A 14,820-nucleotide genomic window follows, 5' to 3' on the forward strand; every position below is an offset into this window, starting at 1 on the left:
TGAACGGGGTTGTACACCAATATATGAATGCAGTGAAGTGGACATGTATACTAATCATTAACAAGAACAGGGAGTTGAAGGTATTGGCATCAGTTATTCTGGAACGCAGCCGTAAAAAAAGACTGGAGCAGGGTCATCCGTGGGTCTATGCAAGTGAAGTGGCATCCGTAGACGGAGATCCGCAGGCTGGCGGATTGGTGGAAGTGCTTAATCATCAAGGAAGATTTCTCGGGACAGGGTACTACAATCCTGCTTCGCAGATTCGGGTAAGAGTTCTATCACAGGGTCCGCTGGCCGCAATGGATACTGCCTTTTTTGCCGGGCGGTTTGCGGATTGTCTGCGCCACAGAGAACGGTTTCTGCCGGGAGCGGATGCATACCGCCTGGTGTATGGGGAAGCGGATTTCCTCCCCGGTCTCATCATTGACCGCTTCGGTGATGTCCTGGTAGTGCAGCTGCTGACACTGGGCATGGACAAGTGCCGCGAACAGATTGTACAGGCACTCGTAGAAGTTGTGGCGCCGCGTGGTATTTATGAGCGCAGTGATGTGAGTGTCCGCGAGCTTGAAGGACTGGAACAGAGAACCGGCGTGCTGTACGGAGAGTGCCCTCGTCATATAACGGTGAGTGAGAACGGCCTCAAAGTGATTGTAGACATAGAAGAAGGGCAGAAGACCGGATACTTTTTTGACCAGCGGGAGAACCGGGCTTCCATTGCTCCGTTGATCCAGGGCTGGGGTGGACGCAGTGGTATTACTTTGCAGCAGGTTGCAGCAGAAGACGGATCCCTCCAGACTCTTCCGGTTAACAAAAGCGGTAAACCGGTTACCTTCCCTTATTGGGATGGTGCAACAGTACTGGAGTGCTTCGCTCATACCGGCAGCTTCACTCTACATGCTTGCAAGTACGGGGCCAAGAAGGTCACCTGCCTTGACGTATCCGCCCATGCGATCGAGAGCGCCAAAGCCAACGCAGAGCTGAATGGTTTCACAGACCGGGTGGAATTTGTGGTCGACGATGCTTTTGCTTTCCTGCGTAACCAGGTCAAAGGCCTGGAAGAACGCTCTGAGCGGGCCACCGGCAGAAGTGAGGCCAAGCCTGGCGCTAAAGCTGCGGTCAAAGCGGATACCGCCAAACCGATGACAGCCGGAGGAGGGCGGACGTGGGATGTCGTTATTCTGGACCCGCCTGCTTTTGCCAAGACCAAAAGTGCGGTGGCAGGCGCCTGCCGCGGTTACAAGGATATCAACCTACACGGCATGAAGCTGGTCAACGAGGGCGGCTACCTCGTAACGGCAAGCTGCTCCTATCACATGCAGCCGCAGCTGTTTCTGGACACCATCGCGGAAGCTGCCAAGGATGCGGGTAAAGTGCTGCGTCTGATTGAGTGGCGCGCTGCAGGCAAAGACCATCCGCAAATTCTCGGTGTGGACGAAGGCCACTACTTGAAATTTGCCATTTTTGAAGTGCGCAGCAAATAGATCTGAATACAAAGAGTCCCTCCCTGCCGGAGGGGCTCTTTTTGCAATATGAGAATCCAGAAAATGATAGATTGGGATATGCAAAGAATGGCAAACGTATGTTCTAGCTGGAAGAGATGTGCTATAATGTTGGGACGGATTCCTCTGAATTTTCACCTATAAAACTAGTGAATGATTGTATAGCATATTTTATTATCATACTATTTCTCTGCCATGGAAGGGGTCTGCTGTGATGACAGTACACTTTTTGATTGGCCGCTCAGGCAGCGGCAAGACTACGAAGATATGGGAGGATGTCTCCTCCCGCCTCGAAGCAGAACCGCTGGGCGCTCCGATGATTGTACTGGTCCCGGAGCAGGGCTCATTTGGTGCAGAGCAGGGATTGTTGAAGACGGGAAAGACGAAAGGAAGCATTCGTGCCCAGACACTGAGCTTCTCGCGGCTGGCGTACCGGGTGAAGCAGGAGACCGGAGGCAGTGCCAGTCTGCCGATCAGTGAGGAAGGCAAGAAGATGCTGATCTACAAGATCATCAGCCGCCATAAGGAAGAGTTAAAGCTGTTTGGTCAATCAAGCGACAGACCGGGTTTTGTAGAGCGGCTTAGCCAATTACACACGGAACTGAAACGCTGTTGCCTGGGCACTGCTGATCTGGAGGAGCAGATCGTCCGTATGAGAGATTCGATAGGGCGAAGTCCCATTCTCGCAAGCAAGCTGGATGATGTGCATATGGTGTTCCGCGAGTTGGAACAGGAAATGTCCCGGCTGTACATGGATGACGAGGACCGGCTGGCTGAGCTGGCTGAACATATTCAGGATTCTGCTTATATTCGCGGTGCGGAAATCTGGGTGGACGGTTTTCACGGCTTCACAACGCAGGAATTTGCCGTGCTGCGGGAGCTGATGCAATATGCCGCAAAAGTTACGGTTGCTCTGACACTTGACCGGATCTACCCTTCGGGGATACAGCCTCATGAGCTTGAGCTGTTTCATCCCTCAGCTGTAACCTGTATCAAGCTGCGCGGAATGGCAGAGGAGATGGGTCTGACGGTATGGGATGAACTGCTGGCACCGCCGGTGCTGCCGCGTTTTGCCGGAAGTCCGGCTCTAGCCCATTTGGAGAAGGGGTTTGGCCGGCGAATCCGCTGGAGCGGTGCGGCTTCAGAGGTGGATGATGCCATTACCCTTACTGCGGCAGCATCGCGCAGAGCCGAAGTAGAAGGAAGTCTCAGGGAGATGCTTCGTCTTGCCCGTGAGGAAGGTGCCGAATATAAGGAGATGGCAGTATTCATGCGCAATATTGCCGATTATGAGCAGCTTGTGGTTCCCCTGTTCCAGGACTACGGAATCCCCTTCTTCCTTGACCAAAAGATGAATGAGCTGCATCATCCGTTAATAGAATTTATCCGCTCTTCGTTTGATGTGGTGCGCAGACGTTGGCGGTATGAAGATGTGTTCCGCTGTGTGAAGACGGAACTGCTGCTGCCGATGGACAACAGTGTGACGCGCGCGGATATGGATGCACTGGAGAATTATGTGCTGGCATGCGGTATTCAAGGCCACCGCTGGACGAATGGCCGGTCCTGGAAAGGCATTCCGAGTCTTTCTCTGGAAGGCGAGAGAATCGTGGATGAAGCACTGCTGGCAAGAATGGAAGCCTGCCGGGAGGTCATTACAGGTCCGCTTCAGGCTTTTGAGAAAAGGGTCAAAACAAGCCGCAGCGGTCTGGAACTGTGCAAGGCGGTATATTTTCTTCTGCAGGATACGGATGCCGCACGCAAGCTGGAACAGATGAGTGCCAGAGCATTGGAACTGGGGCGTCCTGAAGCGGCCCGTGAGCATACCCAGCTATGGGGAGCGGTGCTGGACCTGCTGGATCAGATTGCTGAGATGATGGGCAATGAAAGAATGGAGTTTGAGGTTTTTGCCGGGGTACTGGAGACGGGTCTGGCTGAACTGAAAATGGGACTGGTGCCGCCTGCGCTGGATCAGGTGCTGGTGGGAAATATGGACCGCACACGGGTATCGGGAGTGAAATACGCCTTTTTACTGGGATTCAATGAAGGGGTTGTTCCCGCCCAGTTCAAAGAAGACGGCATCCTCTCGGAAGGGGAACGACTGCTGCTGGAGAATGCAGGAATGGAGCTTGCTCCCGGTTCTTCCCGCAAGATGCTGGACGAGCGTTTTCTGATTTACAATACACTCACAACGGCAAGCCGCAAGCTTTGGATCAGTTATGCAACATCAGATGAAGAAGGCAAAGCCCTCCTGCCCTCCGAAATGATCCGACATCTGCATGGCATGTTTCCAGGGGCACTGCAAGAGCGGTTTGTTTCTGGATTTCCTGCAGCTTCGGCAGGAGCGGCAGATGAAATCGGGACGGTAGAAGCGCTTGAAGCACTGCATATGGGCTTTGTGGGTCAGCCGGAGCAGACACTGCGCATGCTGATTTTACAGCTTCGGCAGTGGCGGCAGGGCGTTGAGATTCCAGCACTCTGGTGGGATGTCTATAACTGGTTTATGGATGATGTGAATCACCGGCCAGAGCTGGAACGGCTGCTTGGATCTCTGTTCTACCGCAATGAAGGAATCCGGCTGAAGCGCAGAACCAGTCTGCACTTATACGGAGGAACGACAGTGAGGGGGAGTGTGTCGCGTATGGAGAAATTCGTCGCCTGCGCCTTCTCGCATTTCGCTTCCTACGGGCTGAGGCTGAAAGAACGCCAGCTCTATAAGCTGCAGGCCCCGGATATCGGGCAGCTGTTCCATGCTGCTCTCAGCGATATGGCTGTGCGGCTGCAGAAGCAGGGGCGCAGCTGGGGCAGTATGACGGCAGAGGAATGCCGCCGGGAGGCAGGAGAGACTGTGGACCGGCTCTCTCCGCTTCTTCAAGGGGAAATCCTGATGAGCAGCAAACGCTACGGATATATTTCCCGTAAGCTTAAGAACATTGTAGGACGCGCCTCCGTGATTCTTGGGGAACATGCCAGACGGGGCAGCTTTGAGCCAGTGGGGCTTGAGCTTGATTTTGGTCCGGGTAAGGACCTGCCGCCGCTTAGAATCACTCTGCCCAACGGCTGTGTGATGGAGGTGGTGGGCCGGATTGACCGTGTGGATATGGCTGAGGGTGAGCAAGGCATTCTGCTGCGGGTGATCGACTATAAATCCAGCCAGAAGGACCTCAAGCTGCACGAGGTCTATTACGGGCTGTCGCTACAGATGCTGACCTACCTGGATGTTCTGCTCACCTATTCGGAGCAATGGCTCGGGAAGACTGCTCTTCCGGCCGGAACGCTCTATTTCCATGTGCATGATCCGCTGCTGACTTCAGCGAACGGCATGAACCGCGAGCAGGCTGAGCAGGAGCTGATGAAGCGTTTCAAAATGAAAGGGCTGCTGACGGCTGACCGTGAAGTTGTCTCGCTTATGGATACTACGCTGGACAAGGGACATTCCTCGATTGTACCGGTGGCACTGAAGAGCGATGGAAGCTTTTACAGCAGCGCTTCGGTCGCTACGCCTGAGCAATGGGGACATCTGCTGTCCTCGGTACGCAGCACGATCACTGATATCGGGACTCGTATTACCGAAGGTGATGTGGCGATTCAGCCTTACCGGATACAGCAGGAAACGGCCTGCACTTTCTGTTCCTACCGGCCGGTATGCCAGTTCGATGAGGCTGTGGAAGGCAATGCTTACAACATTCTCGGCAAGCCGGGCAAAGAAGCAATCTGGGACCTGCTGTCCCGCGAAGGAGGAGATAAGCCATGATTCGAAAAGCCGAAATAGAGCCCAAACCGGAAGGAAGCCTGTGGAGCGACGATCAGTGGCGTGCCATTGCCGAGAGTGGTGATGATATCCTGGTCGCGGCGGCGGCAGGCTCCGGCAAGACCGCAGTCCTGGTCGAACGGATTATCCGCAAGATCAGCAGCGAAGAAAACGGGTTCAGTGTGGACCGGCTTCTGGTGGCCACGTTCACGAAGGCAGCCGCTGCTGAGATGCGTCAGCGCATCCGCGAGGCACTGGAACGGAAGCTGGAGGAGGAGGACTCAGGGGATGAGGCAGGAAGCCAGGGCAATGAGCATCTGCGCCGCCAGCTTGCTCTGCTCGGCAAAGCTTCGATTACGACGCTGCATTCCTTTTGTCTGGAGGTCATACGGCGTTACTACCAGCTCATTCCCATTGATCCCGGGTTCCGGATTCTGAATGAGCATGAAGCAGAGATGATGCGCCAGGAATTGCTGGAGGAGCTGCTGGAAGAGAAATATGGAGAAGTGACCGAGGACGGGGAAGATACTGTTTTTGTTCGGCTGGCTGACTGGTTCAGTGGAGAGCGCAGTGATGATGCGGTGCATGCCCTGGTGCAGCGGCTGCATGATTTTGCGCGCAGCCATCCCTGGCCGGCGGAGTGGCTGCGGAGTACTGCGGCGGATTTTTCCCTGCCGGACACGGAAGCTTTAAGCCGCACGCCATGGGTGCAGAGCATTCTGGCGGAAGCGAAGCTGACGCTGGATGGGGCTGCGAGCCAGCTCCGCAGGGGCCGGGAGATTGCGCTGCAGCCTGGAGGCCCCGCTCCGTATGCCGATAATCTGGCTGCGGATCTGGAAATGGTGCAGTCGCTGCAGGAAGCCCTGGAATTCCGTTCTTGGGCCGAGCTGTATGATATTTTTATGGAAATATCGTTTGGAAAGCTGAAGGCCTGCAAGAAGGATTCGACTGATCCAGGGCTCCAGGAGACCGTTAAAGAGCTCCGGGACAATGTGAAGAAGAGTCTGCTGGAACTGCAGAAATCCCTCTTTGGGCGTCCCGCCGAGGCTTTTCTGGGTGAACTGCATGAGGCCGCCCCGCTAATGCGGGAGCTTGCGGAGACAGTCATCGAATTCGGTGAACGTTACCGGATCGAGAAAGCAGGCCGGGGAATGGTCGATTTCAGTGACCTGGAACATTACTGTCTGAAAATCCTGCGCCACGAGGATTCTGTACCCGGTCATTCTGTGCCCTCAGATGCGGCGATGGAGTACCGCGACCAGTTCGACGAAGTGCTGCTGGATGAATATCAGGATACGAACAGCGTTCAGGAAGAAATTGTGCGGCTGATCTCCCGCGAATCCCCGGGCAACCGCTTTATGGTTGGAGATATGAAGCAGAGTATTTACCGTTTCCGTCTGGCGGAGCCGGGACTTTTTCTGGATAAATACCAGAAATTTGGCTCAGCCACAGACAACAGAAGCGATGGCACAGCTGGGAGCGGGGAGAATCCCGGGGATGATGAATTCCCGGATTCAGGCACGACAAGGAGCGGCTCCGTAATCGATCTGGCCCGTAATTTCCGCAGCCGTCTGGAGGTAGTCCATGCCGTGAATATGATTTTCCGGCAGATTATGGACAGTAAGGTTGCTGAAATAAGCTACGATGAGCGCGCGGAGCTGGTCTATGGGGCGAATTTCCCGGGGGCTGAGGAAAAAGGGCCGGATCTCTATTTTGCTCCTGAACTTTTGCTGATCGACCGGGGGGCATCGCCGTCTGTCCGTTCAGAGGAGCCGGCTGATGACGGGGAGCTTCCCGCTCAGGAGAATGAAGCTATTGAGAGTGAAACTGCACAGCTTGAGGCAAGGGCCATTGTCCGCCGCATCTCGCAGATGACAGGGATGAGTGGCGGTGAGCCGCTGCTGATTTATGATAAAGCAAGGAAGATTATGCGTCCGGTTGTATATGGCGATATTGTAATTTTGCTGCGGTCCGCGCGAATCTGGACACCGCTGATGATTGAGGAGCTGCGTATGGAAGGCATTCCTGCGTATGGCGACCAGAACAAAGGCTATTTTCAGGCAACCGAAGTTGAAATTGCCCTGTCGCTGCTGCAGATTGTGGACAATCCCCGTCAGGATATCCCTCTGGCCGGTGTGCTCCGGTCACCTGTGGTGAATCTGCGCGAAGAGGAGCTGGCTCTCATACGTCTCTGCAGTAATGGTTCGTTTTTTGATGCTGTACTTGCGGCTGCCGGTGAAGAGGATATAACAGACTCATATTCAAAGTCATTACATGCGGATATACAGCAGACAGTTGGACTCGCAGAGACTGTTCAAGCTGAGAGTGCTGCTTCTAACGAAGGAAGCCCATCAGGAAGCGGCGGATTAGCGGAGAATACGGCAACCGATGGAGGAATACCGGAAATATCTGTGCAGCTTCAGATGAAGCTGCGAGCGTTTTTGAAGCGGCTTGAGGGCTGGAGAAATGCCGCCCGGGAGGGCAGTCTCAGTACATTAATCTGGCGGATTTATGGAGAGAGCGGCTATCTGGAATGGGTAGGCGGCCTGCCTGGAGGCTTTCAGCGTCAGAATAATCTGACGGCGCTGTATGACAGGGCTGTACAATTTGAAAATGATACTTCTGCACGAGGGTTGTTCCGCTTTTTGGTGTTCATTAACCGGCTGCGCGAAAACGGCGGGGACTTGGGAGTGGCTGGAGGAACGGGCGAAGAGACCGGTGGAGTAAGAATTATGACCATCCACAAGTCCAAGGGTCTTGAGTTCCCGGTAGTGTTTCTGGCAGGAATGGCGAAGCCGTTCAACCGTCAGGATTTGTATTCCCCGTTCCTGATGCATAAAGAGCTTGGATTCGGCCCGCGTTTTGTAGAGCGGGAGACCAGGGTCAGCTATCCTACACTTCCTTATCTGGCCATTAACCGCCGTTCCCGGCTGGAACTCTTGGCAGAGGAGATGCGTGTGCTCTATGTTGGATTAACCCGGCCTCGTGACAAAATGATCCTTGTCGGCACCGTAAGGGATCTATCGCGTACCCTTGCAGGCTGGAGCAGTGTGCAGGCACGTGAAGAGTTGCTGCTTGAAGATCATTTGCTGGCCAGGGGCCGCAGCTATTTGGATTGGGTGGGACCGGCATTAATCCGCCATCCAGGCGCAGCTATTCTTCGCAAGCTGGCAGGAACAGAGGGAGCAGTATCTGCTGTACTGCATGGTGATTTATCCAATTGGAGCATCTCGGCGGTGAATGCTTCAGAACTCAGTTCCGGCTCATTTGGTGTAGCTGGAGCAGCGGATCCGAATGAAGAAAGGCAGACGATGCTCGAAGCCTTAAAGCGCGGCAACCGTGTTCCAGTTAAGAGTACGAGCAGAGAGGCTGATATTTCAGCAAGACTGAAGTGGGCTTATCCCCATGCCTCCGCGTCCCGGATTCCTGCCAAAACTTCAGTCACCGAACTGAAATCGATGCTGTCCATGCAGGAGCAGCCTTCTTATGACCTGCTTGAAGAATCACGGGCCCAGGCTTCAGGGAACAGCCTGGCGCGTGGGGTGGCAGGAGCGGATAGTCTCCATCTGCAGCGCCCGAAATTTATGGAGAAACGGGGCCTGTCGCCTTCCGAGCGGGGAACGGCCTATCATACGGTCATGCAGCATATTCCGTTGGAAGAGACTGTAGACCGTACTGTTCTGGAAGCCACAATAGCACGTCTTACCCGGCTTGCCATCCTCACAGACGAGCAGGCTCAGGCTGTCGAGCTTGGTGATATTGAGGCGTTCTATATGGGTGAATTGGGCCGGAGGCTGATTGGGGCTCCCTGGAAAAGAAGAGAACAGCCTTTCAGCTATATGGTTCCTGCTGAAGAGGCTTACCAAGGACTTACATTTATCAATGATGCCGCTCCGAGACTTGAAGCTGTTGAAGAAACCCCGGCTTCGGCAGAATCCGTTCTGATTCAGGGAGTCATCGACTGTCTTTTCCGGGAGGAGGGACGGCTGATTCTGCTGGATTATAAGACGGACGCTGTTCTGGAACATGAGGGTGGACTTGATTCGCTGAAAGAGAAATACCGTTTTCAGCTGGAACTCTACAGCAAGGCGCTGCTTGATATTCTCGGGGAGCCGGTCAGCGAGATTTGGCTGTACTTTTTTGACGGCGGACATGCTGTGAAGCTATGAATCCAGCGGAATTATTAACATTGAAACTATAAATCTATCAATCTATCAATCAAGAAGCACCGCATGTGGGCGGGGAAAAGAGGGTGACAATGCGCATATTGCATACGGGAGACTGGCATCTGGGGCGGACGCTGGAAGGAAGAAGCCGGCAGAAGGAGCAGGAGCAGTTCATCGATGAACTGGTGGAGATTGCGGATGCCTCCCAGGCGGATCTGATACTGATGGCAGGGGATGTCTATGATTCTGTGAATCCACCGGCAGCAGCCGAGCAGCTCTTCTACGATGCGGCCGCCAGACTTACGGCTAATGGACGGCCGCTTGTAGTCATTTCCGGCAATCATGATCAGCCTGAGCGTGTGGCATCCGTGTCGCCGCTTGTCCGCAGACAGGGCATCACACTTGTGGGCCTGCCTACCTCGGAACCGGTGACCGTTCATGCCGTGCGTACAGGCGAGATTGCCAAAATCGCAGCGTTGCCTTATCCCTCGGAAGCCCGGCTTGGCGAGCTTCTCGCCGGTGATGCGGGAGAAGATGAACTTCGTCTTGCTTACAGTGCCAGGGTCGGCAGGCTGATGAAGCTGCTGGGCCGTGAATTCTCACCGAAGACAGTCAATCTGGCCATGAGTCATATCTATGTGCTGGGCGGAGTGGAGAGTGATTCAGAGCGGCCCATCCAGGTTGGCGGGGCTTATACCGTTGATCCTTCCGCGCTGTCATGCGGCGCACAATATACAGCGCTCGGCCATCTTCACCGCGCCCAGCGTGTGAAAGGCGACGGCATGATCCGTTACAGCGGATCGCCTCTGGCCTACAGCTTCTCTGAAGCAGGTCAGGCGAAGTCCGTGGCTTTGCTGGAGATCGCGCCTGGCGGGGAGCCTTCCTTTGAGGAGATCTATCTGCGCTGTGGCCGTCCTCTGGTGAACTGGAAGTCTTCCGGGGGGTTGCAGGAAGTCTACAACTGGCTGGATGAAGGCCGGGATGCAAATGCCTTTATTGATCTGGAGCTCCGCCTCACGGAAGCGATGTCGCTGAATGATATTCAGCGGCTGCGCAAATCCCGTGAGGGGATTATACATATCCGCCCGGTGTATCCGCAGATGGAGCAGGAGCTTGAGGAGATGGCCCGCTCGCGCATGCCCGTGCAGGAGCTGTTCCGCAGATTCTATCAGCGGCAGACCGGAGGAGCAGAGCCTGAGGACAGCCTGATTGAACTGTTCCTGGAGCTGGCGGAAGAAGAGCGGCGCGAGCCTGCAGAAGGGGAGGAGAACTGAAGTGAAGCCAATTCTACTAAAAGTAGCCGGGCTGCAAAGTTACAGAGAGCAGCAGGAGATTGATTTTGCGAGTCTGACCGAGACCGGGCTGTTCGGTATTTTTGGGCCGACGGGAAGCGGCAAATCCAGTCTGCTGGACGCGATCACACTGGCCATGTATGGCAAAGTGGAACGTGCAGTGAATGGGACACAGGGAATTATGAATCATTCTGAGGACCAGCTCAGCGTGGCATTTACTTTTGAGCTTACCTCCTCTGCCGGCCCCCGCCGTTACAGGGTTGAACGTAAGTTCAAGCGGACAGGTGACCAGTCGGTAAGCAATACCATCAGCCGTTTTATTGAGGTTAACGCTGACGGCGATCATGTGATGGCTGACAAGCTGGCAGATGTTACACGCTGCGTGGAGGAGCATATTGGACTTAAAATGGATGATTTCACCCGTGCTGTGGTGCTGCCGCAGGGGAAATTTGCCGAGTTCCTGTCACTGCGCGGCGTGGACCGCAGGCAAATGCTCCAGCGTCTTTTTCATCTGGAGCAGTATGGTGACGGACTGGCGCTTAAGCTTAGCCGCAGGGTCAAGGAGAACGAGGCCGCGCTGCGGGCGCTGGAGGCGGAGCAGCAGGGGCTGGGAAGTGCAGGCAAGGCGGATGTTGAGGCTGCTGCACAGCGCCTGCAGGAAGCAGTCCGCCAGGCGGCAGATTGCCGCAAGCGGCTGGATGAGGCAACGCAGCGGGCGGAACGCTATGCCCGCATCCGTGAGCTGCAGGAGGAGCGTTCCCGCCGCGAGGGACAGCGGCAGGCTCTGCTCGCGCAGGAGGCGGAGATTCTCCTGCTGGAGCAGAAGCTCGGCAAGGCTGACGAAGCCGAGAAGATGCTGCCCGCGCTGAAGGCCTGGCGCAGCGCGGAAGAGGCCTGGAAGAGCCGGCTGGCCCATGCGGAGGGCCAGGAGGCTCAGGCCGCCGCAGCCGAGCAGCAGGCGGCGGCGCAGGCAGCAGCGGAAGCGGCGGCGCAGGCCGCGCTTTCCGCAGAAGAGCCCGCCCTCAGGCAGGGGGCGGACACCTACCGCCGCGCGCTCGAGCTGGAAGCTGAGCTTAGCGGTCTGCGGCGCGAGCGCACAGCGCTGCTGGAGTGCCGCGATGAGACCTCCCGCGGGCTCGCTGCCCGGCGGGAGAGCATGGCCCGGGAGCGTGAGCTTTTGGCCAAGGGCCAAAAGCGCCAGCACGAGCTTCAGCAGAGCCTGCAGCCGCTCGCGGTCCGCTCCCAGGAGCGGCAGTCGCTGCAGGAAGCCATGCAGCGTCTGCAGGGCCTGCGTTCCGCCTCCTCCCAGCGGGAGACGGCGGAACGGGAACGCGCCGAGCGCGCCGCGGTGCTCGCGGCGGCGGAGGCGCGGCTCGCCGCCGCCGGGGAACGGCGGCGCTCGCTTGAGGCGCAGCGCGGCACGGGCATCGCCGCCGCTGCGCTGCACCTGCAGGAGCTGCGCGCCGGAGAGGCCGCAGCGGGAGCCGCCGCCGATCAGCTGGAGCTTCACGGAAGCACGCTTGCGGCGGCGCTTAAGGGCCAAGAGCGGCACCGGCTCTCTCTGTCGCTCGCCAGTGAACTGCTGGACGGGCAGCCGTGTCCTGTCTGCGGCAGCCCGCACCACCCCGCACCTGCGCTGGCAGAGGACAGCGCCGAGCGGGAAGAACTGGAGCATCAGCTCGAGCAATCCCGCGCCTTAGGCAGACGGGCGCTTGAAGTGCGTCTTCAATTCCGCAGCCTGCTGGAGCAGGATATGACCTGGCTGGAACAGGTATATGGCGAAGGGGCGGCAGAGTCTTTCGCAGCACCCGCCGCTGCGGGCTTGGAGGAGGGCAGCGTAGCCAACCCTGCTCAGTCTAAGACTCCGGCTTCAACGGATCACCTGGCAGCTCCTTCTTCTTCGGATCCAGCTATAGCCCCGGCTCGAGCGGAACGCCCGATAGGTCTGTCGTCTTCGGATCCAGCTAAGACCCCGGCTCCAACGGATCACCTAGCAGCCTTGTCTTCTTCCGATCCAACTATAGCCTCGGGTCCATCGGAACGCCCAACAAGTATTTCTTCTTCGAATTCAGCTGCGGTTCCGGACTCTGCCGGTGACTCCGCCGCTTCTGTATCATTCCGTACCAGTACAGTTCCGGGTGAACAGGTTTTGTCCGGACTGGAGACAGGTTATTCTGAGCGTAAAGTCCGCTCCGGCGAGCTTCGCCGCATTGCGGCAGAGTGGCAGCGCGCCTGGCAGGATCAGCAGCAGCTGACCCACAAGGAAGCAGCGGCGGCGGAAGCTGAAGCCGCTTGGCTGCAAGGGATTACAGTCAAGACAGCAGATCTGGCCCGGCAGCTGGAGGATCTCAATAACGAATGGACGAGGCTCTTTCCGGAGATTGCACCGGATGATGCGGAGCATGCCTACCGGGAAATGCTGAAGAAGGATGAGCAGGCTGAGGAAATCAGGGGACGGCTGGAGATCAGCGTCAAGTTCCTGGACGACAAGAGTGCTTCGGTCCAGATGCTGCAAGAGGAAATAGCCTCTCTGGATAAAGAGCTGGCCCAGTGGAACGCCCAGCTGGAAGGCAAAGAGTCGCTGGAGCGCGAGAAAGAGCAACGCCTTCTTCAGTGGACTGACGGCCGCTCTGCTGGCGCTTTGCTGGCGGGATGTGAGAAGCGGCTTCAGGAGCTGCAGGCGGGGCTGGACAGCAGTAAGCAAGCTCACCGGGCAGCAGCCGATCAGGCACAGCATGCGGTGAAGGAAGCCGCTATCAGCCGCCAGGCAGCTGAGTCTGCCCGGGAGCATTATACGGCGGCTGACACGCATTGGAAGGATAGTCTGAACGCCTCGCTGTTTGCTTCAGCCTCTGAGGTGGAAGTTGCCGCGCTCACTCCTGAGGACCGGATGGAAGCTGGTGCACGTGTACGGGCTCACCGTGATGGGGAGGCTGAAGTTACACTGCAGCTGCGGAACATCGAAGAGAAGCTGGAAGGTGCGGTCTTAAGCGCAGAAGAATGGCAGGAGAGCCAGGCAGCCCTGCACAGCTGCAAGAAGGAAGATGAGGCCGCTTTACAGGGCCGTGCTCGTGCTGAACGTGACCTGGAGGACTTGCAGCATCGCCACATCCGCTGGGTGGAGCTGGAAGGGAGACGGGCGGAGCATGCTGCGCTTCAAGACCAGCTTTCCAAGCTGCAGACTGTCCTGCGGGGAAATGCCTTTGTAGAATATATAGCAGAGGAACAACTGATGCAGGTATGCCAGGCTGCTTCACAGCGGCTTCGTTTCCTGAGCAAGCAGCGCTATGCGCTTGAGGTGGATTCTGGCGGCGGGTTTGTGATCCGGGATGACGGAAATGGCGGCGTTAGACGACCGGTATCCACTTTATCCGGCGGAGAAACGTTCCTGACCTCTTTATCCCTGGCACTGGCCCTTTCGGCGCAGATTCAGCTTAGGGGGCAATATCCGCTGCAATTCTTTTTCCTGGACGAGGGTTTCGGCACCTTGGACCCGGACCTGCTCGACACTGTCATCACATCGCTCGAAAGACTGCATAACGACCAGCTCTCTGTTGGGATCATTAGCCATGTTCCCGAGCTGAGGGCACGTCTGCCCCGCAAGCTGGTTATTGTTCCGGCAGAGCAGGGAGGCGGGGGATCGCGGATTCTTTTGGAAAAAATGTAATCTTCACATACAATGTGATGATCGTCACAGATACAGTATCATCCCCTTGTTATAATACAGCTAAGCCGACATCATTTTGAAACACCTCGGCGGACGTATGACCGGGAGCTAATCTCCTTTTCATACGTCCGCCGCCGAATCAGCTTTCTAAGCTGATAGGGTGTTTCTTTTTTTTTGTCTTTTTTGAGACGGATTTCTTGGTTTGCCGAAAGCTTGTCATGCTTATATATTTTTCAAGAGCTAATCATCACCCTGTATCTATAACAGTAAGGTGGATCATCTTCATATCTTTCATCATTTATCACCTGTCCGTTTAGATGTCTACATCGCAATCTGAATATTCTATTACCTATTCCTTCTCCTTCCCATCTCTTACCCTTCCGAATTCTTACACAGCACGATCTCCGTTTCCACACCTCCTCCGGTGGCTGCCTTTCCCTAACCGTAA

General features: G+C 56.2%; 5 protein-coding genes. All 5 read left to right on the forward strand.

The features are described from left to right. Positions 1–83: 83 nt before the first annotated feature. Positions 84–1,481 carry a class I SAM-dependent rRNA methyltransferase gene (locus AC0MA3_RS03830; RefSeq protein WP_474655235.1) on the forward strand — a complete coding sequence of 466 codons (1,398 nt, stop codon included), beginning with the start codon at positions 84–86 and terminating at the stop codon, positions 1,479–1,481. A gap of 232 nt (positions 1,482–1,713) precedes the next feature. Then, on the forward strand, positions 1,714–5,250 hold the full coding sequence (addB, locus tag AC0MA3_RS03835) for a helicase-exonuclease AddAB subunit AddB (RefSeq protein ID WP_474655236.1): 3,537 nt from the start codon (positions 1,714–1,716) through the stop codon (positions 5,248–5,250). Further along, complete coding sequence (locus tag AC0MA3_RS03840; protein WP_474655237.1) at positions 5,247–9,416, forward strand: UvrD-helicase domain-containing protein; 4,170 nt, start codon at positions 5,247–5,249, stop codon at positions 9,414–9,416. The genes addB and AC0MA3_RS03840 overlap by 4 nt, the downstream gene beginning before the upstream one ends. A gap of 89 nt (positions 9,417–9,505) precedes the next feature. Further along, complete coding sequence (locus AC0MA3_RS03845; RefSeq protein ID WP_474655238.1) at positions 9,506–10,687, forward strand: exonuclease SbcCD subunit D; 1,182 nt, start codon at positions 9,506–9,508, stop codon at positions 10,685–10,687. Between the two features lies 1 nt (position 10,688). Beyond that, on the forward strand, positions 10,689–14,372 hold the full coding sequence (locus AC0MA3_RS03850) for an AAA family ATPase (RefSeq protein WP_474655239.1): 3,684 nt from the start codon (positions 10,689–10,691) through the stop codon (positions 14,370–14,372). Positions 14,373–14,820: the final 448 nt, after the last annotated feature.

Source organism: Paenibacillus sp. LS-5 (assembly GCF_056121505.1).

Excerpts from the sequence above, each read along its gene's own strand:
- addB (WP_474655236.1), top strand. The coding sequence starts at position 1,714 with ATGACAGTACACTTTTTGATTGGCCGCTCAGGCAGCGGCAAGACTACG.
- AC0MA3_RS03840 (WP_474655237.1), top strand. The coding sequence starts at position 5,247 with ATGATTCGAAAAGCCGAAATAGAGCCCAAACCGGAAGGAAGCCTGTGG.
- AC0MA3_RS03845 (WP_474655238.1), top strand. The coding sequence starts at position 9,506 with ATGCGCATATTGCATACGGGAGACTGGCATCTGGGGCGGACGCTGGAA.